Annotated in this window: 18 protein-coding genes; 9 read left to right on the top strand and 9 right to left on the bottom strand. The window is 68.6% G+C overall.

Going from position 1 to position 21,563, the window contains the following annotated elements:
• Positions 1-87 precede the first annotated feature (87 nt).
• Both ACYVG2_RS07000 and ACYVG2_RS06995 read left to right on the top strand, forming a co-directional pair.
• Positions 88-732: a TetR/AcrR family transcriptional regulator gene (locus ACYVG2_RS07000; RefSeq protein WP_448966782.1), complete on the top strand. Its 645-nt coding sequence runs from the start codon at positions 88-90 to the stop codon at positions 730-732.
• Between the two features lie 15 nt (positions 733-747).
• Positions 748-1,962 carry an amidohydrolase gene (locus tag ACYVG2_RS06995; RefSeq protein ID WP_460780309.1) on the top strand — a complete coding sequence of 405 codons (1,215 nt, stop codon included), beginning with the start codon at positions 748-750 and terminating at the stop codon, positions 1,960-1,962.
• Positions 1,963-1,967: 5 nt separating this feature from the next.
• On the opposite strand, the gene ACYVG2_RS06990 is transcribed toward ACYVG2_RS06995, so the two are convergent.
• The gene (locus ACYVG2_RS06990; RefSeq protein ID WP_460780308.1) at positions 1,968-2,663 is read right to left on the bottom strand and encodes a GTP pyrophosphokinase; all 696 of its coding nucleotides are present in this window, start codon (positions 2,661-2,663) and stop codon (positions 1,968-1,970) included.
• A 121-nt stretch (positions 2,664-2,784) separates the two neighbouring features.
• Positions 2,785-4,305 carry an HNH endonuclease signature motif containing protein gene (locus tag ACYVG2_RS06985; RefSeq protein ID WP_460780307.1) on the bottom strand — a complete coding sequence of 507 codons (1,521 nt, stop codon included), beginning with the start codon at positions 4,303-4,305 and terminating at the stop codon, positions 2,785-2,787.
• Between the two features lie 113 nt (positions 4,306-4,418).
• Here ACYVG2_RS06985 and ACYVG2_RS06980 point away from each other — a divergent pair, with 113 nt between their 5' ends.
• Complete coding sequence (locus tag ACYVG2_RS06980; RefSeq protein ID WP_460780306.1) at positions 4,419-5,015, top strand: GNAT family N-acetyltransferase; 597 nt, start codon at positions 4,419-4,421, stop codon at positions 5,013-5,015.
• A gap of 22 nt (positions 5,016-5,037) precedes the next feature.
• Here the strand turns inward: ACYVG2_RS06980 and ACYVG2_RS06975 are convergent, their stop codons facing one another.
• The gene (locus ACYVG2_RS06975; RefSeq protein ID WP_460780305.1) at positions 5,038-6,039 is read right to left on the bottom strand and encodes an SRPBCC family protein; all 1,002 of its coding nucleotides are present in this window, start codon (positions 6,037-6,039) and stop codon (positions 5,038-5,040) included.
• The gene (locus ACYVG2_RS06970; protein ID WP_460780304.1) at positions 6,036-6,281 is read right to left on the bottom strand and encodes a hypothetical protein; all 246 of its coding nucleotides are present in this window, start codon (positions 6,279-6,281) and stop codon (positions 6,036-6,038) included. Before ACYVG2_RS06970 ends, ACYVG2_RS06975 begins: the two co-directional genes overlap by 4 nt.
• Before the next feature lie 259 nt (positions 6,282-6,540).
• On the opposite strand from ACYVG2_RS06970, the gene ACYVG2_RS06965 reads away from it, so the two are divergent.
• Genes ACYVG2_RS06965 through ACYVG2_RS06940 form a run of 6 tightly spaced genes read left to right on the top strand, consistent with a single transcriptional unit; the run spans position 6,541 to position 14,273 of the window.
• Positions 6,541-6,630, top strand: coding sequence for a potassium-transporting ATPase subunit F (locus ACYVG2_RS06965; protein ID WP_448966789.1), 90 nt, complete (start codon positions 6,541-6,543; stop codon positions 6,628-6,630).
• The gene (gene kdpA / locus ACYVG2_RS06960; protein WP_460780302.1) at positions 6,630-8,309 is read left to right on the top strand and encodes a potassium-transporting ATPase subunit KdpA; all 1,680 of its coding nucleotides are present in this window, start codon (positions 6,630-6,632) and stop codon (positions 8,307-8,309) included. Before ACYVG2_RS06965 ends, kdpA begins: the two co-directional genes overlap by 1 nt.
• A 1-nt stretch (position 8,310) precedes the next feature.
• On the top strand, positions 8,311-10,455 hold the full coding sequence (gene kdpB / locus ACYVG2_RS06955) for a potassium-transporting ATPase subunit KdpB (protein ID WP_460780301.1): 2,145 nt from the start codon (positions 8,311-8,313) through the stop codon (positions 10,453-10,455).
• 10 nt (positions 10,456-10,465) lie between these two features.
• Positions 10,466-11,065: a potassium-transporting ATPase subunit KdpC gene (kdpC, locus tag ACYVG2_RS06950; protein ID WP_460780300.1), complete on the top strand. Its 600-nt coding sequence runs from the start codon at positions 10,466-10,468 to the stop codon at positions 11,063-11,065.
• A gap of 14 nt (positions 11,066-11,079) precedes the next feature.
• A complete protein-coding gene (locus ACYVG2_RS06945) occupies positions 11,080-13,605 on the top strand; it encodes an ATP-binding protein (protein ID WP_460780759.1) in 2,526 nt (841 codons plus the stop codon).
• On the top strand, positions 13,602-14,273 hold the full coding sequence (locus ACYVG2_RS06940; RefSeq protein WP_448966793.1) for a response regulator: 672 nt from the start codon (positions 13,602-13,604) through the stop codon (positions 14,271-14,273). Before ACYVG2_RS06945 ends, ACYVG2_RS06940 begins: the two co-directional genes overlap by 4 nt.
• A gap of 19 nt (positions 14,274-14,292) precedes the next feature.
• On the opposite strand, the gene ACYVG2_RS06935 is transcribed toward ACYVG2_RS06940, so the two are convergent.
• The 5 genes from ACYVG2_RS06935 to ACYVG2_RS06915 all read right to left on the bottom strand — a co-directional run bounded on the left by ACYVG2_RS06935 (position 14,293) and on the right by ACYVG2_RS06915 (position 21,491).
• A complete protein-coding gene (locus ACYVG2_RS06935; protein ID WP_460780299.1) occupies positions 14,293-16,344 on the bottom strand; it encodes an iron ABC transporter permease in 2,052 nt (683 codons plus the stop codon).
• 10 nt (positions 16,345-16,354) lie between these two features.
• Entirely contained in the window at positions 16,355-17,386 is a 1,032-nt protein-coding gene (locus ACYVG2_RS06930; protein WP_460780298.1) for an ABC transporter substrate-binding protein, read from the bottom strand.
• 26 nt (positions 17,387-17,412) lie between these two features.
• Positions 17,413-18,252 carry an ABC transporter ATP-binding protein gene (locus tag ACYVG2_RS06925; RefSeq protein WP_460780297.1) on the bottom strand — a complete coding sequence of 280 codons (840 nt, stop codon included), beginning with the start codon at positions 18,250-18,252 and terminating at the stop codon, positions 17,413-17,415.
• Between the two features lie 84 nt (positions 18,253-18,336).
• Positions 18,337-21,183 (bottom strand): ATP-binding protein, encoded by a 2,847-nt coding sequence (locus ACYVG2_RS06920; RefSeq protein WP_460780296.1) that lies wholly within the window; start codon positions 21,181-21,183, stop codon positions 18,337-18,339.
• Between the two features lie 59 nt (positions 21,184-21,242).
• Positions 21,243-21,491, bottom strand: coding sequence for a hypothetical protein (locus tag ACYVG2_RS06915; protein WP_460780295.1), 249 nt, complete (start codon positions 21,489-21,491; stop codon positions 21,243-21,245).
• Positions 21,492-21,563: the final 72 nt, after the last annotated feature.

Genomic DNA, 21,563 nt, shown 5'->3' with positions numbered 1-21,563 from the left:
AGTAAACTGAGGCGAGGTTACCGACAAGTAAGTAAGCTTGCAAGTACGCGATGCCAGACCGTTACACTCACCTCAGAGGGGGATGCCGTGGCCACAGAGAATCCGACGCGCACGCGCCCTGCCACCAGGCAGAAACGCACCGACATCCTGGAAGCAGCGGTCGAGATCTTCGGCAACAAGGGATCGACGAACGGCACGCTCGCCGACGTCGCCGAGCAGGTCGGGATGACGCACGCCGGCGTGCTGCATCATTTCGGTTCGAAGCAGAAGCTGCTGCTCGAGGTGCTCGCCTACCGCGACCAGGCCGACGTCGCCGAGCTCGACGAGAAGCACATACCCGGGGGACCGGAGCTCTTCCTGCATCTGGTGCGCACGGCGTTCGCGAACGAGCGCCGCCCCGGCATCGTGCAGGCCTACACCGTGCTGTCCAACGAGTCGGTCACCGACGACCACCCGGCGCGCGACTTCTTCGAGGAGCGCTACACCACCCTCAGGCGCGAGGTGTCGGAGGCGTTCCACGCCCTGTGCGCTCAGGAGGGCGTGACCGAGCCCGACACTGTCGCCGCGGCATCCGCCAGCATCCTCGCCGTCATGGACGGCCTGCAGTTGCAGTGGCTGCTGCATCCGGAGATCGTCGAGCTCGGCGAGGCCAGCGAGTTCGCGATCCGCGCGATCGTGAACGCCGTGCTGCATCCTGGTCCGGAACTCGAGACGTACGCGCGCGTGGAGTGACAGTAGGCTCGCCCCATGAGCATCGACCTCGAAGCGCTGTACATCGACCTCCACCAGCATCCTGAACTCTCCTTCCAGGAGACGCGCACCGCGGGCATCGCCGCCGGGCACCTGCGCGATCTCGGGCTCGAGGTCGAAGAGGGCGTCGGCATCACGGGCGTCATCGGCGTGCTGCGCAACGGGGAGGGTCCGACGGTGTGGGCGCGCGCCGACATGGACGCACTCCCGGTCGAGGAGCAGACGGGTCTCGCGTATGCGAGCACCGCGCACGGGATCGACCCGGCCGGCCACGACGTCCCCGTGATGCACGCGTGCGGGCACGACATGCACGTCACGGCCATGCTCGGAGCGGTCGAGCGGCTCGTCGCCGAGCGGGCGGAATGGTCCGGCACGCTCGTGGTCGTCATCCAGCCGGCTGAGGAGTACGGCGCGGGGGCCAGGGCGATGCTCGACGCCGGCATCCTCGACCGCTACCCGAAGCCCGACATCGTGCTCGGCCAGCACGTCACCCCGTTCGCGGCGGGAGTGATCGGCCTGCGCAGCGGCACCCAGATGGCGGCATCCGACGGTCTCACCGTCACCCTGCACGGCCGCGGTGGGCACGGGTCAAGGCCGCACACGACCATCGACCCGGTAGTGATGGCGGCCGCCACCGTGATGCGCCTGCAGACGATCGCCTCTCGCGAGACCGACCCGCAGGGCGTCGCCGTCGTCACGGTCGGATCGATCCACGCTGGGCTGAAGAACAACATCATCCCCGCCGAGGCGACGCTCGAGCTCAGCCTGCGCTATCCGGACGACGAGTCCCGCGCCGACGTGCTCGCGAGCGTGGAACGGATCGTCCGAGCAGAGGCCCTCGCCTCCGGCGCCGAGCGCGAGCCAGAGATCCGCACCGACCACACGCTGCCGCCCACGATCAACGATGCGGATGCCGTGGCGCGGGTCAGTGCCGCATTCCAGCGCACGCTGGGCGAAGCCGCCGTGATCGACCCCGGGATGATCACGGGCAGCGAGGACGTCTCATGGTTCGCACGTGACGCCGGTGCGCCTCTGGTGTTCTGGTTCTGGGGCGGGGTCGACCCCGCGACCTTCGCCGCCGCGGTCGAGAGCGGCACGGTCGCCAGCACGATCCCGACGAACCATTCCCCGTTCTTCGCGCCGGAGATCCACCCGACGATCGAGGTCGGCGTCACAGCAATGGCGACGGCGGTGCGCGAGTTCCTCGGCTGAGCGAGTTACACCTCGACGATACGGGGCGGCGGCGGATCCAGCTGACGCTGCGGCACGCCGTGTGCCTCCCGGTGCAGCCGCTCCATCCGCGAGTCGAGTTCGGCGGCCGCATCCGCCGCATCCGACAGGCTCTCGACGAGGTGCGATGGCACCTGGTTGGAGAACTTGTAGTAGATCTTGTGCTCAAGGCTCGCCCAGAAGTCCATCGCTATCGTGCGGAACTGCACCTCGACGGGCACGAGGAGCGGCCCGGTCGACAGGAACACGGGCACCTCGATGATGACGTGCAGGCTCTTGTAACCGTTGGGCTTCGGGTTCTTGATGTAGTCCTTCACGGCCCGCACCGTGATGTCGTCCTGCTGGGTGAGCAGGTCGAAGAGCTGGTAGACGTCAGCCACGAAGCTGCACGTCACCCTCACACCGGCGATGTCGGTGATCTCCTCACGGATGCGCTCGAAGTCCGGCTCCTCAATCCCCTTGCGGGCGATCTTCTCGACGATGCTGTCCGGCGTCTTGATCCGGCTCTTCACGTGCTCGATGGGGTTGTACGCGTGATCGTGGAGGAACTCGTCCCTCAGGATCGAGATCTTCGTCTCGACCTCGCGCATCCCGAACTCGTACTCGCGCAGGAACTTCTGGAATTCGTCACGGAGTTCGCGCGTCTGGCGAATGTCGTCTTCGCTGACCTCGATGGTCGTCATGAGATCGACGTTACGTGGTCGTGATCAGAACGCGCTGTGCGTTTCGCTGTGGGCGGATGCCGGTGACGTGAAGATTCGGTGCGTGTCAGCCGCATCCCGGCCGACTCAATTGGTTCGCCCGTCATCCGGGGACGGGTTGTCGGTGGTGGGGGCTTCGGGTGGGATGCCATCTCTGGTGGCGGTCCCACCAGGCGGGGCCGCGGACTTCGGGGACACCGTGGTTCATGCGGATCACCCACTCGGTCAGGTGCAGGGTGCGGTGATGGAACCAGCACAACAGCACCCCGTTATCGGTATGCGTGGGACCGCCGTCCGCGTGCTCTTGCACGTGGTGCACCTCGCACCACGTCGCGGGGATCGTGCACCCCGGGATCACGCACCCACCATCCCTCGCAGTGATCGCCCGGCGTTGCAGGGCATTGAAGATCCGACTGCTGGTGCCGATCGACACGATCCGGCCATGGTCATCGAACAGGATCCGCTGGATCCCACCCGCACACCCGGCCTGCAGTGCCGCCGTGAGCGGGACCAGGTCACCGGTGTGCCCGATCTGCGCCCACCCGTACCCCGCGGCAAGATCCGCCGCCGTCGCCGAGACCGTGAGCGTCGGAGCCGCACCACCCAGATGCGGGAACAAGTCGGTCCGGGCCGCAGTGTTCAAGATCGTGGCGAGAGCGTCGTGGAGTTTCTGCCCACGGGTGCGGATATCCGTGACGCCCGTTCCGTCCGCGGGGTCGGTGTCGGCGGAAGGTTCGAACCGCACGCCGCTTCCCGTTGACGCGCCGCCCATCGGCTCACCACCCCGTGGCCTGCCGGCTGTTGCTCCGTCATCGGTTGCTTCGCTGTCCCTGCCCGGCTCGTCGGCCCCGTTGATCTTCGGGTTCAGGAGGCTGTCGATCAACAGGGCGAGTTGTGCCGCGACCTCGGGCAGCAGGCTCCCCCGCACCGGCGCCGCACCGTCCTTGACCTTCCCGATCGAGAAGTACCGCCCCCGCATCGCCGCCTCTTCCGCCGGCTCCGCACCATCCGGATCCAGATACGCCACCATCACCCGCGCCAGCACTCCCAGGTCTTCCGGAAGCGGGACCGGGCGCGGCGCCACACTCTCCGCCGCCCCGGCGTCCACGCCGCGGGCGAAGTCCGCCAACTGCCGGTCGGCCTCGACCCGGTCCTCATCACTGATGCGCCGCGCGGACTGCTCGATCGGATCCGTCGCCGCCAACAACCCCGCCAGACCCAGACCCCCGTCGACCATCACTTCCCGCAACGCCTGATACCGGGCCGGCAGGAACGCCCCATCCGTGATCCCGACATCACGGCGCACCAACCGGGCCGCCCGCACCAACCTGGTCGCGCCCCGCGTGTCGGTTCCGACGAGCATCCGCACGAGATCCGCCGGCTTCGAGCACCCGAACCGGGTCGTCAACCGCTCTTCCTTCAGCCCAACCGACCGATCGACCACCTGCACGGTCGCCTCGACCTGCACGCCCTCCAGGCGGCGCTGGATCCGCCCCGACACCGCCAGCACCTCCGCCACATCGGCATCCGACAGAGAAGGAATCCGCTCCGCACCGAACGCATCACGCACCACCGAATCGAGAGACTCCTCCACATCCCGAAGCCGAGCAACGATGCTGTTCATACTCACTATTCAACAGGGGGCCACCGACATTCCAACCCTGGTTTAACCCAGATCAGAGAACTTTTCTGAAGAACTTTCCATGCCGCCCGTTGTGTGGGATCTAGGCTGAATCCATGACCGACCCGCAGCACCTTGATCCATGGCCGATCCGCACCTCACGCCTCGAGATCCGACGTTGCTCTCCGGACGACCTCGACCGACTCTGGGAGTTCCGGCAGCTCCCCGAGGTCAACCGTTGGCTCGGCGTCGCACCAGCCACGCGCGACGAATTCCACGCGCGCTATCTCGAACCCGACCGCCTCGCAGCGACCTTCGTGATCGAGCTGCTGCCGACGTCCGGCGTGGACCGGACCGTCATCGGCGACCTCATGGTGCGCATCGAGGACGCATGGGCGCAGCGGGAGGTCGCCGACGACGCCAAAGGCGTGCAGGCCGAGCTCGGCTGGGCGCTCGACCCGGCGTTCGTCGGTCATGGGTACGCCACCGAGGCGGTCAAGGCCGCGATCGACGTCTGCTTCGGCCCTTTGGGTCTGCGCCGCGTGCACGCCGGATGCTTCGCCGACAACGAACCATCCTGGCGACTGATGGAGCGGATCGGCATGCGCCGCGAGGAGTTCAGCCGCAAGACCGGCCTGCACCGCTCGGGCGAGTGGATGGACGGCATGAACTACGGACTCCTCGCCGAGGAATGGCAGTCGAGCCACGACTGAGGCAGCCTGTTCAACCGCGAGATCAGCGGAACGCTCGACTGACGGCAGCGGCGATCTGGGACAGGCTGATCCAGATCAAGAACTTCTGCACCGGCCGCAACGGAAGGCCGATGGCTCTCCGCCAGCCACGATGGCGGGTCCACGACATGGTGATGATGACCTGGGTTCCGCCCGGCGTCTGCGTGAGCATGAATTCGGTCAGGATCGGGCTGGTCCGGGGTGCGTCAGGGTACGAGAAGCGCCATGCGACCCGTTCCGCCCGATGCGCGACGGCGAGTTCGATCTCGCGGCGACGAAACGGCGGTCGGATCTTGATCGGCTTGCCGTCCGGACGGACCGTGGGCGCGTGACCGTGCCACACAGCGCCAGGAATCCCATCTTGCGCGTCTCGCTCGATCGAGCCGACGCTTCCTTGCCACGCGGGGACATGATCCGGATCGACCAGGTATTCCCAGACCTTGTCGACGGATGCCGGCACGAACGCCTGCGTCGACCCGGATGCTCGCACGCTCCCCTTCGACGCCTCTGATGCTCCCTCGGATGGGGCCGTCGCATCGACATCCTCAGGCTGATCGAGCCTGACGAGAACATCCGCGCGACTTGCGCCGAGCCGATGAAGGATGTCATCGATGAGGCCACTGGGCTCCACGACGAGCTCATGAAGGACGGACGATGCGCTCCCGTCACGGTTCTTCCCCGCCGCGCGCCCGATCAGGTCTGCGGTCCGCCGCGTGAGCTCGTACCCGTCGGTCTCGTGGAACACGATCCGCCCCGGCTCGGGGAGTTCTGCCCGGATACCGAGAGAGGAGATCTGATCCTCGTGCTGTTCCCGCACGGCACGCCGCGCATCCTCGATGCTGATGCCCAAGCCTCGAAGCACCCGCCCCGCAGCTTGGTCGGACAACACGAGCGCGAGGAACAGGTGCTCGATGTCCGCTTCTCTGAGCCCCTGTCGTGACGCCTCTTCCAGGGCCATGAGAGACAGCATCTGACTGGTCTGCGCGGCCTGAATGAACTTGCTCATGCGTTCCTCCTCGGGATCGGGATCGAGGGATCCACCCGTTTGGCGTGCTTCTTATGGACCGCCTGCCGCGTCACACCGAGCGCATCGGCGATGTCCTGCCACTTCAGCCCTGCACGCAATGCGGCTTCGACCTGCCGCAGCTCCAATGTGTCGGCGAGAACACGCAACGACGCCACGGCCCGCAGGCCCGCTCTCGGGTCGCTCGTGTCCGCAGCGACCACTGCGATCCTCGAAGACTCCATTCAGTCAACCTATGTTGCTTAACTCAATCTGTCAACCTAAGTTGCTGGCGCGCTGCTCACGCCGGTGAGATCCACGGCAACCGCGCGATGTGAGCATCCCGTATGCATCGACCGCACGCCCGTAGGGAAACCGTGAGGATCGTGGATACGGCGAGCGCACCGGAGTTGTATCGACTCTCGTGCTCGACATCATCTACCTCGCGCTGACCTTCGCGCTCTTCGCCCTCGTCGCTTTGATCGCGAAGGGGGTGGAGCGACTGTGATCGTCTTCGAGATCGCCGCCGCCGCTCTCGCCGTCGCCGCGATCGTCTACCTCGTCGTCGCCCTCGTCGCGCCGGAGAAGTTCTGATGGATGCCACGATCTGGTTCGGCGTCCTCCAGGGTGCGACGCTCATCGTCGCCCTCGTGCTCCTGTATCGCCCGCTCGGCGATGCGATCGCACGCATCTACACCTCGCCGCGCGATCTTCGCGTCGAGCGAGGCCTCTATCGCGTCATCGGTGTCGACCCGACTTCGGAGCAGACCTGGCGCGCCTACGCACGCAGCGTGCTCGCCTTCTCGCTCGTCGGCTTCCTGCTCGTCTACGCACTGCAACGACTGCAGGCGTTCCTGCCGCAGTCGCTCGGTCTTCCCGCCGTACCGGAGGGCCTCGCGTTCAACACCGCCGCGTCATTCGTGGCCAACACGAACTGGCAGTCGTATTCGCCCGAGCAGACCATGGGCTACGTCGTGCAGCTCGCCGGCCTGACCGTGCAGAACTTCGTCTCCGCGGCCGTCGGCCTCACGATCGCCATCGCACTGATCCGCGGACTCTCCCGTCGGGGTTCCGCGACGATCGGCAACTTCTGGGTCGACCTCATCCGCGGACTCGGACGACTGCTGCTGCCGATCGCCCTGGTCGGCGCCGTCGTGCTGATCGCCGGTGGCGTGGTGCAGAACTTCGCCGGCTTCACCGACGCCACGACGGTGTCCGGCGGCACGCAGTCGATCCCCGGCGGCCCGGTCGCCTCGCAGGAGGTCATCAAACTCCTCGGCACGAACGGCGGAGGGTTCTTCAACGCCAACTCGGCGCACCCCTTCGAGAACCCCACCGCGTGGACGAGCCTGTTCGAGATCCTCCTCATCCTCGCGATCCCGTTCGCACTGCCCCGCGCCTTCGGGCGCATGGTCGGCGACCACCGCCAGGGATACGCGATCGCCGCGGTCATGGGCACGATCTTCCTGGTCTCGACATTCGCCCTGTCAGCGCTCGAACTGGCCGGCCGCGGCACGGCGCCCGAGCTCGCCGGCGCCGCCATGGAGGGCAAGGAGCAGCGCTTCGGCGTCCTCGGGTCCACGCTCTTCGGCAGCGCCAGCACCCTGACGTCCACCGGCGCCGTCAACTCCATGCACGACTCCTACACGGCACTGGGCGGCATGATGCCGATGCTCAACATGATGCTCGGCGAGGTCGCCCCCGGCGGCGTCGGCTCGGGTCTGTACGGGATGCTCGTGCTCGCGATCATCGCGGTGTTCGTCGGAGGCCTGCTCATCGGACGCACCCCGGAGTATCTCGGCAAGCGGATCGGTCCGCGGGAGATCAAGCTCGCGAGCCTCTACATCCTCGTCGTACCGGCGCTCGTGCTGGGCGGGACCGCCCTGAGCTTCGCGATCCCGGGGATCAGAGCAGACGTCGAGTCGACCAGCATCCTGAACCCCGGAGTGCACGGCATGAGCGAGGTGCTCTACGCCTTCACCTCGGCGGCCAACAACAATGGCTCCGCGTTCGCCGGCCTCACCGCCGACACCCCGTGGTTCAACACCGCGCTCGGCATCGCGATGCTGCTCGGCAGGTTCATCCCGATCGTGCTCGTGCTCGCCCTCGCCGGTTCGTTCGCGGCGCAGGAGCGCATCCCGGCGACATCCGGGACGCTCCCCACCCACCGGCCGCAGTTCGTCGGCCTCCTCACCGCCGTGACGGTCATCGTCACCGCACTCACGTACTTCCCGGTGCTCACCCTGGGCCCGCTCGCTGAAGGACTCGTCTGACATGACACTCATCACCTCCGCACCCGAACAGCAGGATGCTGCGGCATCCGCGTCTTCGACAGCATCGAAGCCCCGTTCCTTCGGATGGGCGCAGCTCGCCCATGCCCTCCCCGGTGCGCTGCGCCGCCTCAATCCGGCATCCCTCGTCCGCAACCCCGTGATGCTGCTCGTCTGGGTGGGCGCCGCGTTCACCACCGCGCTCGCGATCGCAGAGCCCTTCCTGGGCGGGCCGGGCGAATCCGGCGGCACCCCTGTGCCGGCCGCGTTCACTTGGGGCATCGCGGTGTGGCTGTGGCTCACGGTGCTGTTCGCGAACGTCGCGGAGTCGATCGCCGAGGGACGCGGCAAGGCCCAGGCCGCCAGTCTCCGGGGGACCCGCACGAGCACTCTCGCCCGCCGGGTGCCCGCATACGACCCGGCATCGGATGCCGCGGCGAGCAGCGCGGAGACCGTCGAGGTCTCCTCCGCAGAACTGCAGCGCGACGACGTCGTGATCGTGGAAGCCGGTGAGCTGATCCCCGGCGACGGCGACATCCTCGCCGGCATCGCCACGGTCGACGAATCGGCGATCACCGGTGAGAGCGCTCCGGTCATCCGTGAATCCGGCGGCGACCGCAGCGCCGTGACCGGCGGCACCCGAGTGCTCTCCGACCGCATCGTCGTGCGCATCACGTCGAAGCCGGGCGAGACGTTCGTGGATCGGATGATCGCCCTCGTCGAAGGGGCCAGCCGGCAGCGCACCCCGAACGAGATCGCCCTGAACATCCTGCTCGCGAGCCTGTCGATCGTGTTCCTGATCGTCGTGCTGGCGCTCAACCCGATCGCCTCGTATGCGGCATCGCCGGTGAGCATCCCCGTGCTGATCGCGCTGCTCGTGTGCCTCATCCCGACGACCATCGGCGCACTCCTCTCGGCCATCGGCATCGCCGGTATGGACCGGCTCGTGCAGCGAAACGTGCTGGCGATGTCGGGGCGGGCGGTGGAAGCGGCGGGAGACGTGACGACCCTGCTGCTCGACAAGACCGGCACGATCACGTACGGCAACCGCCGTGCGCACGAGGTGGTGCGGATGCCCGGCGTCGATCCCGACGAACTGCTCCGGACCGCCGCGCTGTCCTCTCTCGCCGACCCGACCCCCGAGGGTGCATCGATCGTCGAACTGGCCGCAGCCCGCGGCATCCGGGTCGAAGAGCCCGCCGACGCGGTCGTCGTTCCGTTCACCGCCCAGACCAGGATGAGCGGGCTCGACCTGCCGGACGGTGCGCAGATCCGCAAGGGCGCCGGCTCCGCCCTGCAGGCATGGCTCGGGGCTGCGGACGACGACGAGCTGACCTCGCGCACAGAGGCGATCGCGCAGAGCGGCGGCACTCCCCTGGTCGTCGCGGTCAAGGATGCCGCAGGCATCGGCCGCGTACTCGGCGTCGTGCACCTCAAGGACATCGTGAAGGACGGCCTGCGCGAGCGGTTCGATGAGCTGCGCAGCATGGGCATCCGCACCGTCATGATCACGGGCGACAATCCGCTCACCGCAGCGGCCATCGCGAAGGAGGCGGGCGTCGACGACTTCCTCGCCGAGGCCACTCCGGAGCAGAAACTCGAACTGATCCGCCAGGAGCAGGAAGGAGGGCGACTGGTCGCGATGACCGGCGACGGGACGAACGATGCCCCGGCCCTCGCTCAGGCCGATGTCGGCGTCGCGATGAACACGGGCACCTCGGCCGCGAAAGAGGCCGGGAACATGGTCGATCTCGATTCCGACCCGACCAAGCTCATCGACATCGTCCGCATCGGCAAGCAACTGCTCATCACGCGCGGTGCGCTCACGACGTTCTCGCTGGCGAACGACATCGCGAAGTACTTCGCCATCATCCCGGCGATGTTCATGGGAGTCTTCCCCGGACTCGCGGCGCTGAACATCATGCAGCTGCACTCCCCGGCATCCGCCGTCACCAGCGCGATCGTCTTCAACGCGATCGTGATCGTCTTCCTCATTCCGCTCGCGCTGCGCGGCGTGAAGTACCGCCCGGCGAGCGCCTCGCAGATCCTGCAGCGCAACCTTCTGGTCTACGGGGTCGGGGGCGTGATCGCGCCGTTCATCGGCATCAAGCTCATTGACCTCGTCGTCAGTCTCATCCCCGGTTTCTGAAAGGCACCCCATGTCCTCCACACGCACTGCAGTCCGCACCGCCGGCGTCGCCGTCCGCACGATGCTCGTGCTCACACTGCTCCTCGGCGTCGGCTATACGCTCGTCGTCACCGGCATCGGTCAGGTGCTCCTGCCGTGGCAGGCGAACGGCTCCTCGCTCTCCGACGGCAGGGGGAGCGCCCTGATCGGGCAGCCGTTCACCGACTCCGACGGCGAGGCTCTGCCGGAGTACTTCCAGTCGCGCCCCTCGGCAGCGGGCGACGGCTTCGACGGCACGCGTTCCGGCGGCAGCAACCTCGGTCCTGAGAATCCCGATCTGATCTCGACGATCGAGGACCGCAAGGCACAGATCGCCGACCGCGAAGGCGTCTCCCCCTCCGAGGTCCCGGCCGATGCGGTGACGGCATCCGCCTCCGGGCTCGACCCCCACATCGGCGTCGCCTATGCCCTGCTGCAGGTGCCGCGCGTCGCCGATGCACGCGGGCTGTCGGAGTCGGAGGTGCGCAGCGTCGTGGAGTCTAGGATTCAAGGGCGGGACCTGGGCTTCCTCGGCGAGGAGCGCATCAACGTCGCAGAGCTCAATCTCGCACTCGACGACCTGGAGGGCTGATGCACGCAGAGCGGATGCCGCGACGCGGACGGCTCCGCGTGCTCCTGGGCGCGGCTCCCGGCGTCGGCAAGACGTTCGAGATGCTCGCGGAGGGCCGCCGCCTGTTGCTCGAGGGCCGCGACGTCGTGATCGCGATCGTCGAGACCCATGATCGCGCGGCGACCCTGGCCCAGACCGTCGGGCTGCCAGAGATTCCGCGCCGCGTCGACCAGCACCGCGGTGTCGCGCTCAGCGAGCTCGATCTGGACGCCGTGCTGGCCCGCGCACCCGAGATCGCCCTGGTCGACGAGCTGGCGCACACGAACATCCCCGGGTCCAGCCATCACAAGCGCTGGGAAGACGTGCAGGTGCTGCTCGACGCCGGCATCGACGTCATCACGACCGTGAACGTCCAGCACATCGAGTCGCTCAACGCCGTGGTCGAGAAGATCACCGGCGTCGCCCAGCAGGAGACGATCCCGGATGCCGTCGTGCGCGCCGCGGACGAGATCGAGGTGATCGACCTCGCCCCCCAATCGCTGCGCGATCGTCTGGCTGCGGGCCTCGTGTACCCCGCCGAACGCGTCGACGCCGCCCTCTCGAACTACTTCCGACTCGGCAATCTCACAGCGCTGCGTGAGCTCGCGCTGCTGTGGCTCGCGGATGAGGTGGACAGCGCACTGCGCAGTTACCGTGCCGAACAGGGCATCGAGGGCGCGTGGCAGGCGAGGGAACGAGTGGTCGTCGCCCTCACCGGCGGGGCGGAGGGCGAGACCCTGCTGCGCAGAGGAGCCCGCATCGCAGCGCGCTCGGCGGGTGGCGAACTGCTCGGAGTGCACGTGTCCACGCAGGACGGACTGCGCACCGAGGCACCGGGAGCGCTGACCGCCCAGCGCACGCTGGTCGAATCCCTCGGCGGCAGTTATCACCAGGTCATCGGCGACGATGTGCCCGAGACCCTCGTGGAGTTCGCCCAGTCGGTCGATGCGACCCAGCTGGTGATCGGCGTGAGCCGTCGCGGCCGACTGGCAGCGATGCTGACCGGCCCAGGCATCGGCGCGGAGGTGATCCGGCGCTCGGGCGACATCGACGTGCACATCGTGACGCACGCCCACGCCGGCCGCCGCACCGCACTGCCGCGCATGACCGGCGGCGCGCTGGGATGGCGCCGCCAGGTGCTCGGCTTCGTCGTCGCGCTCGTCGGCGGGCCGCTGCTGTCATGGCTGCTGTTCACGCTGCGCACTCCGGAGTCGATCACCTCCGACGTGCTGTCCTATCAGCTGCTCGTGGTCATCGTCGCGCTGATCGGCGGGCTGCGCCCGGCGCTGTTCGCCGCGGTGCTCTCCGGGATCACACTGGACTTCCTCTTCGTGGCACCGCTGTTCACCGTGACCGTCGCGCATCCGCTGCACGCCATCGCGCTCGCGCTCTACGTCATCATCGCGATCCTCGTCAGCCTGATCGTGGATCAGGCGGCACGACGCGCGCGCTCCGCTCAGCGTGCGACCGCCGAAGCCGAGCTGCTGGCGTCCATCGCCGGCAACGTGCTGCGCGGCGACAGTGCGGCGCTCGCCATCGTCAGCCGGACGAGAGAGGCCTTCGCGCTGAGCGGCGTGCGCCTGGTCGCGCCGGACGGCGAGGTCATCGCCACCGACGGGGAGCCTCTGCGCGACGGCCGTGCCACCACCATCCCCGTCGGCCGCGGCGGCGACGGGGAACCGCGCGCACTGCTCGAGTTGCACGGCGGGCCGCTGGACACTCCGTCGCGCAGACTGCTGGATGTCATCGTCGCGCAGCTGTCGGCCGCGATCGAGCACACCGACCTCAGCGCCACCGCGAAGGAGGCCGAGGCTCTCGCCGAGACGGATCAGGTGCGCAGCGCCCTGCTGTCCGCGTTGAGCCACGATCTCCGTCGCCCGCTGGCCGCCGCCGTCGCCGCGATCGGAGGGCTGCGCGGAGCGCACCGCCTCTCGGCATCCGACCGCGATGAGCTGCTCGCCACGGCGGACGAGAGCCTGGCCGCCCTGTCGACGCTCATCACGGATCTGCTGGACGTCACGCGTGTCGAGGCGGGAGTGCTGGCCGTCTCGGCCACTCGGGTCGACGCGTCGGCCGGCATCCTCGCCGCGCTCGACGAGCTCTCCCTCGGCCCCTCCGCCGTCGAGCTCGCCCTCGACCCCGCACTCCCCCCGCTGCAGGCCGACCCGGTGCTGCTGCAGCGCGTGCTCGTGAACCTGCTCACCAACGCGTTCCGGCATTCGCCCGCCGATCAGCGCGTGATCGTGTCGACGAGCCGTCTGGGGGAGCGGGCCGAACTGCGCATCATCGACAGGGGCGCCGGAGTGCCACCGGAACGGCACGGCAGCATCTTCCAGCCGTTCCAGCGCTACGGCGACACCGACAACACCACGGGCCTCGGTCTGGGTCTCGCCCTCTCGAAGGGGTTCACCGAGGGGATGGGCGGTAGCCTGACTCCGGAGGACACCCCGGGTGGCGGCCTCACGATGGTCATCTCCCTGCCGCTGGCCGCGGGAGAGTCCGACATCCAGGAGGCGGAGTGAAGCTGCTCATCGCCGATGACGATCCGCAGATGGTCCGTGCCCTCCGCATCACCCTCGGGGCGCACGGCTACGAGGTCGTCGCCGCCGCCGACGGCGCGGGAGCGATCGCGGCTGCCGCGCAGACGCACCCGGACATCATCCTTCTCGATCTCGGGATGCCGCGACTCGACGGCATCGAAGTGATCCATGCCCTCCGCGGCTGGACGACGGTGCCCATCATCGTGGTCTCCGGCCGCACCGGCTCGGCCGACAAGGTGGAGGCGCTCGATGCGGGGGCGGACGACTTCGTCACCAAGCCCTTCCAGATCGATGAGCTGCTCGCCCGGCTGAGGGCGCTGTCGCGTCGGGCGACGCCCGCGACGGGAGAGTCCACCGTGCGCTTCGGTGATGTCGTCATCGACCTGGCCGCGAAGGCCGTGACCCGTGACGGCACCAGAGTGCACCTGACGCCGACGGAATGGCGGATGCTGGAGCACCTCGCCCGCAACCCCGGCGCCCTCGTGACGCGCCAGGATCTGCTGAAGGGCATCTGGGGCAGCGACCAGGTGTCAGACTCCGGCTACCTTCGGCTGTACATGTCGCAGCTGCGCAAGAAGCTCGAGGCTTCGCCGGCCGAACCAGTGCATCTGCTCACCGAGTCGGGAATGGGCTACCGGCTGGTGCTCTGACTCGGACTCGCGCGCGAACTCAGACGTCGCGCGACCGCCACAGCAGCCACACGAAGTACGGCGCTCCCAGCAGCGCGACCACGAGACCCGCCGGCAGCTGCTCCGGCGCGATGATCGTGCGACCGATCGCATCGGCAGCGCCGACCAGCAGCGCACCGAGCAGCACCGCAACGGGGATCACCCTCGTGTGCCGGGAGCCGACCAGCGCGCGGGCGGCGTGCGGGGCGACCAGGCCAACGAAACCGATCACCCCTACCGCTGTCACGCTGAGAGCGGCCAGCACCGCGGCGGCGACGAGCATGATCATGCGCGTGCGTTCGACCCCGATGCCGATCAGGCGGGGCGTGTCCTCGTCGAGCGCGAGCACGTCGGCGTCGCGGCGCACCGCGAAAGCGAGCGGCACGGCGATGACCAGCACGATCGCGACGGGGATGACCTGCTCCCAGATGCGCCCGTAGGTCGTCCCGGAGAGCCAGGTGTAGATCTTGGGCGTGTCCCACGGGTTGGCGCGCAGCAGCAGGAACGTGGTCAGTGCGGATGCGCCGTAGGAGACGCCGATGCCGATCAGGATGAATCGGTCGGCGTTCAGCCCGCCGCGCCACGCGAGCAGATAGACGAGGCCGAACGCGAGCAGCGCTCCGACCACCGCTGCCGCGATCATGCCGGCGGTGGAGGCGACGGCGCTGGTCACGATGATCACGGCGCCCAGGCCCGCGCCTCCCGTCACCCCGAGGATGCCCGGGTCCGCGAGCGGGTTGCGGCTGACGGCCTGGATGAGGGTTCCGGCGAGGGCGAGAGCGGCCCCGGCGCACATCGCCGCGGCGACACGCGGTGCCCGCTCGGAGAGCGCGAACGCGATCTGCGGCGGTGCCTGTCCCTGCAGCCACAGCACCACGTCACCGGTGAGCAGCGCGGTGTGCCCGAGCAGCAGGCCGACCAGGCCGATGACGACCACTCCGACCCCGGCGAGCACGATCACGATGCGGAATCGACGTGCGCTCCGCACCCCGAAGCGGACCTTCGGGGGTTCCCTGGTGGGACCGGCGTCGCGGAGACGCCGAGCCATCAGCACCAGCACCAGCGCGCCGAGCAGCGTCGTGGCCACACCGGTCGGGATGCTGATCGCCTGCTCTGCCCCGAGGATGGCCCTGAGCACGGCATCCGACACGATCACGACGAGCGCACCGAGAAGACCGGATGCCGGCAGCAGGAAGATGTGCCTGCTGAGCCCCGGCACGACGCGGGTGAGGAGGCGTGCGAGCACGGGTGCGCACAGTCCGACGAAGCCGAGCGGACCGGCGAGCGTCACCGAGACCGCGGTTAGCGCGACGGCGAAGAGGATTCCGATCGCTCTGGTCGAACGGATCGGGATGCCGAGGGACGAGGCCGTGTCATCACCGAGCGCCAGCACGTCGAATCGACGGGCAAGGAGCAGCGAGGCCGCCAGCACGAGCACGACGACAGGGGCGGCCTGCAGGAAGGCGTTCAGGTTCAGCTGGGTCAGCGAGCCGCTGCCCCAGGCCAGCAGGCCCTTGGTCTCCTCCGAGAACAGGATGAGCAGAGTCGAGGTTCCGGCTTGGAACGCCATCGCCAGTGCGGAGCCCGCGAGCACAAGGCGCGTGGTCGAGGATGCCGCGCCGCCGGCGAGCCCCAGCACGATCACCGCACCGACCAGTCCACCGATGAAGGCGACCGTGCCGGACGCCCAGATCGGCAGAGCGATGCCGAACGCGGCGATCACCGTGACGGCCAGATATGAACCGGCCGTCACCCCGAGCGTGTCCGGTGAGGCGAGAGCGTTGCGCGACAGCGACTGCAGCAGAGTGCCGGCGACGCCGAGCGCGACACCGACGGTGACGCCGGCGGCGAGACGGGGGATGCGCGAACCCCACAGCACCGTCTCGTCGGCGAATGCGGCGCCGCTCGTGCCCTGCGTGAGATGCCACAGCGAGACGAGGACGAGCAGTACGGCGAGGGCGATGAGGGCCCCCACCGCGCCGAGGCGCGCGGCGCGCGGGACAGGGGCGGCGGTCGCCTCCGTCGGAGCGCCGCGCGTCTCGGTGAGCGTCACTTGCTCAGTGTCATTCGCTCAGTGCCGCGACGTACGCGTCGATGATCTGCTGCGCCGAACGAGGACCGCCGAAGGTCCAGATGCCGGCGGGGAAGCTGTAGATCCGCTCCTCCGCGACGGCCGGAACGGTCTTCCAGATGCTGTTGCCGTCGAGCGCGGCGAGGAACTCGTCCGAGTCGTCGCCGACCGTGCCGGTGTGCAGCAACGTCGCGTCGCCGATGGCCAGCATGCCCTCGATGTCGGTCTGGCCGAGACCGTACGCCGCGTCGACCTCGCCGGTCCACGCGTTCGTGAGACCGAGCTCTTCACCGATCTCGCCGATCAGCGAGCCCTGCCCGAAGGGCCGCAGTGCGACGTTGCCGCCGTCGATCCAGCCGTCGAAGAACACGAAGTCTGTGGTGGGGAGGTCGGCATCGGCGAGCGTGCCCTTGGCATCGGCGAGGTAGGCGTCGAACTCGTCCTTCACGACCTCGGCGCGCTCCTCGCGGCCGGTGGCCTCGGCGATCAGGTCGAAGGTGGCGAGCATCTTCGCGATCGGATCGGCGGCATCCGCGCCGATCGTGGCGATCACTGGCACGTCATAGGCCTCGAGCTGGGAGATGATCTCGTCGTCGGGGCCTGTGGCCTCGACGATGACCAGGTCGGGGTTCGTCGCGAACAGCGCATCGAGGTTCGGCTCCTGCCGCGTGCCGACGTCGACCACGCCCTCCGGCAGCGCCTCCGCGGTGTCCCAGGTCGTGTACCCCTCGGCATCGGCCACGGCGACGGGCGTCACGCACAGCGTGAGGGCGTCCTCGATCTGCTGCCACTCGAGCACGGCGACGCGCTCGGCCGGCTTGTCCAGCTCGACCGTGCGGCCGAAGTCGTCGGTCAGCGTGACCGCGTCGGTGGAGGTGGACGTCTCGTCGGCCGCGCAGTCCTCGCTCGCGACGGATTCCGGAGCGGCGGTGTCCTGCGCGGCGACGTCGGTGGTGCCGCATCCGGACAGCATCAGCGCCAGGACGCTGACGGTCGCGAGCGCGGTGATCGGGGTCTTGTTCATGCTTCCTCTGTTCACTCTTCCTGTGTTCATGACATCGATGCTTCGACGAGTCGTGGCCGCTGATGTCGGCCACGCGGCAGTACTCGGACGTGCCCTGTCTCGTCGTCGACGACGGTGTCGATGTGCAGCCCGTACACCTCGGAGAGATTCTCGGAGGTGAGCACCTCGGCAGGCCGACCGCTGGCGCGGACCCGACCGTCGTGAAGCAGGATCACCTCGTCGGCGACGGAGGCCGCGTGTCCGAGATCATGGAGGACCACGCCCAACGCGGTGCCCCGGTCGGCGAGATCGCGGACCAGGTCGAGGGTCTCGATCTGGTAGCGCAGGTCGAGATGGTTGGTCGGTTCGTCCAGGAGAAGGATGCCGGTGTCCTGCGCGAGGCACGTCGCAAGCCACACGCGCTGCAGCTCTCCACCCGAGAGTTCGTCCACGGCGCGGTGCGACATCTCCGCGAGACCTGCCAGCGCCAGCGCGCTGTCGATGGCCGCGCGATCCGCATCGCTCACTGCGGCGAAGCGACCCCGATGCGGGTGCCTGCCGAACGCGACGACATCACGGATCTCGAGCCCGGAGGGATGAGGCCGCGACTGCGAAAGCATCGCCACCGTACGCGCGAACTCTCGTGCGGAGAGCGTCCTCGATTCGGCCTCTCCGACGTGGACTGTTCCGCCCTCGACGGGGTGAAGTCGGGCGAGCGCACGCAGCACTGTCGACTTGCCGCTGCCGTTCGGGCCGATGAGCGCGGTGACGGCGCCGGGCCGAAGCTGCAGTGAGACGTCGTGGACGACGCGGTCCTTGCGATAGCCGAGGGCCAGATTCTCGCCACGGAGGACGCCGTCGAATGCGCGAAGGGGGTCTGGGCTCACGTTAGGAGAGCCTAACCTATATCTTCGATCCTCGCGATCTGCGCCTGTGCTGTGCGCCTGCGCTCCGCGACTCGCGACGCGTGCTCAGCGTCGGGCGACCACCATCGCCGCCTCGGTGCGGGTCGCGACACCGAGCTTGCGCAGGATCGCCGAGACGTGCACACTCGCGGTCTTCGCACTGATGAAGAGGCGCTCGCCGATCTGCTTGTTGCTGAGCCCCTCGGCCACGAGCTCGAGCACCTGCCGCTCCCTGATCGTGAGTTCGAGGTCATCCGTCGGACGCTCTGCGGTCGTGATCCCGCTCGCCCGCCCGAACGCGGCGACACTCCTCTGCAGAGGGACGTGACCGATCCGGTCGGCGACGGCCGCAGCATCCGCCAGCACCGCCTGCGCCTCGCTCCTTTCCCCCGCCTGGACCAGCGACCGTGCCAGTTCGAGTCGGGTGACGCCGCGCATGATCGCCGGCACGTCGTGCGCGTCGGACGCGGCGACGGCCGCGGCGAGCGCATCCGGCGAGGGCTCGAGCATCGCCTCGAGCATCGTCTCCCAGTCGTCGGCGCGCACAGCGTCCGGCAGCTCCGACCACAGCCGGCGGATCGCCGAGACGGCAGTGCCGGTGTTCTCACCGGATGCCCGCACCTCGGCCACGATCCAGCCGGATTCGAGCAGCAGCCGATACGCGTGCAGCAGCACGAATCCCTGATCCTCGGTCATCGCGACGACCGCGGCGAGCGCATCAGACCATCGTCCGCGGGCGACCGCGAGTGCGATCTCGTCCTCGATGAGCCGATACCACGCCTGGCGCTCGATCTCCCCCGTGCGCTGCAGCGACGGCAGCCACTCCTCACGCAGCCGCTCGGCCTCGTCGACCTCACCCTGCCATGCGAGAACGCGGATGCGCGTGAGGACGACGTACTGATCGTTGAGCACCTGGGGCCTGCCCACCGGCACCGACGCCAACCGCGCTCTCGCCCCGTCGAGGTCGCCGAGCGTGAGCAGCGGTTCGGCCATGTTCTGCACCATGAGCGTGCCGGAGGCGCGTTCGACACCCAGCTCTCTCGCCTTGGCCACGCCGGCCTCAGCCACGTCGAATGCCTCGTGGTGCCGCCCGAGCAGCGCGAGGATGTCTGAATAGTTGACCTGGTAACGCAACTCCGCGCCGCCGTTGCTCGACTTCGCGAACCGCTCCGCTTCGCGGTAGTCGGCGAATGCCTCGTCCAGCTGCCCGAGGTACGCCCGGCACGTGCCACGAAGGTTGTGGGCCACCGAGATCGCGTAGGGGTCGTCGGCACGCTGCGCGATCGCGAGCGCCTGCGTCGCCGTGATGAGAGCCTCGCGCGGCATAGATGCGAGCATGTGCTTGCCGGCGATCTGATTGAGAAGCGTCGCGTGCAGACGGTCGTCATCGACGCGCGCATCCACGATCTCCAGCGCCTGCAGATACAGATCCTTCGAGCCCGGAAGCCCGAGGTTGCTGCGGAACTCCCCCTTGTCCCGCAGCAGCCGGGCATGCTCTGCCGGATCGGTGCTGTCATCGACCTCGTCGAGCGCGCGCTCGGCGATCGCGAGCGCCCGCTCCGCTTCGCCCGCGTTGCGCAGGATAGATCCGATCTGACGCAGGAGCTGCACGTGCGTCAGCGCGACGACGGTCTCCGGATCGGGCACCTGCTCCCACAGCTCCAGCGCGAGCTCACCGAACCGGGCCCCGCTCGCGAAGGCGAATCGGGACTTCGCCTCGTGCATGGCCTTGACGGACGCCGCCAGCGCCTTGTCCGGCACCTGCGCGAGTCGCCAGTGGTGTGCGAGCGAGGAGCGATCGCAGCGATCGAGCAGCTCGGCGCGGGCTTCGAGGGCCTCGGCGTACGAGCGGTGAAGCCGCGCCCGCTCGCCAGGCAGCAGGTCGTCGTGCACCGCCTCACGCAGCAGCGCATGCCGGAACGTGTACTGATCGTCATCGACCGAGAGCATGCCTCCCTGCACTGCCGCGCGTATCGCGTCGTCGAACCGGTCGTCCGGCAGGCGAGCGAGTTCGGCGAGCAGCGTGTGCGAGAGCATCCCCTCGGCACCGGATGCGACGCGCACGACGTGCCGAGCGTCATCGTCGAGCTGGTCGAATCGCACGAGCAGCATGTCGCGCAAAGAGCCGGGAAGCGGTCCTGCCGCACAGCAGGCGACCTCTTCGATGAAGAACGGCACACCCTCGACGCGCTCCATCAGACGCTGCAGAGCGGCCTCGGTGAGCGAGTCGCCCGCGAGCTGTCGGACGAGCTGCCGCGTGGCGTCGGCGTCGAGGCGCCGCAGCGAGAGCCGTTCGATGAGCCGAGCACGCGTGGTCTCGGCGATGAAACGGCTCACGGCGTCGCCCCGTCGCACATCATCACTTCGGCAGGTTATGACCACGAGCACGCGACCCGACTGCAGAGTGCGCAGCAGGAACGAGAGCATGCCCAGCGTGGAGTCGTCCGCCCAATGCACGTCCTCGATCACGATCACCTGCGGTGCACGTTCGGCTGCGGCCTCGATCAGGGTGATGACCGCGCCACGGAGTGCGTCGGGACTCGTGAGCTCGCGCTGCGCCGCGCCGCCGCCGAGTTCCGGCACGAGCATCCGCAGCGCCTCGGCGCCGACTCCGACCGCGGCGCGCGCCTCGTCGACCCCGATGGTCTCGACGAGGGAACGGAGGATGCTGATCAGCGGACCGTACGCCGAGCGGGCGGTTCCGAGATCGAGGCAGCGCCCGACATGCACTTCGGAGTGCGGCGACACGTCGCTCAGGAACTCCCGCAGCAGACGCGTCTTACCGATGCCGGCCTCTCCTTCGATCAGCACGGCCGACGGCTCTCCACCGGCCGCTCTGTCGAACGCGCGCCGCAGTTCGGCAAGATCGTCGTCGCGACCCACCATCGTCGTGCTGTCCGTCGGAACCGTCACCTGTTCATGGTGCCACGCACCGCGGACAGCGGGGCCGGAGATCTCGGCGGGGAACGGGTTCACCGCGCGTGCGCGGGTCGCGCGGTGTGATCGCAGACGGCTCGCGCACCGTCCACGGACGTGGCCGCCGATACGGCATCCGCTCGGCCGGCACGGAACCAACCGCGCATCCGATCGAGAACGGGGTGCGCACGCGGGATGATCCTGGACGGGTTCTCGGCGATGATGCGGCGCATCTCGTTGGCGCGGTCCACGCGCTCCTGCTCGACGATGATGCTGCCGTACGTGAAGGACGGGTGCTCGTACATGATGTCGACTCCTCTGCTGCGCCTTCTGGCGCTGAGTCAACACTCCGCTCTAAGGCCCCCTGCCGACATCGG

The organism is Microbacterium shaanxiense (assembly GCF_054779995.1).
This window is presented reverse-complemented; position numbering and strand designations above follow the sequence as displayed.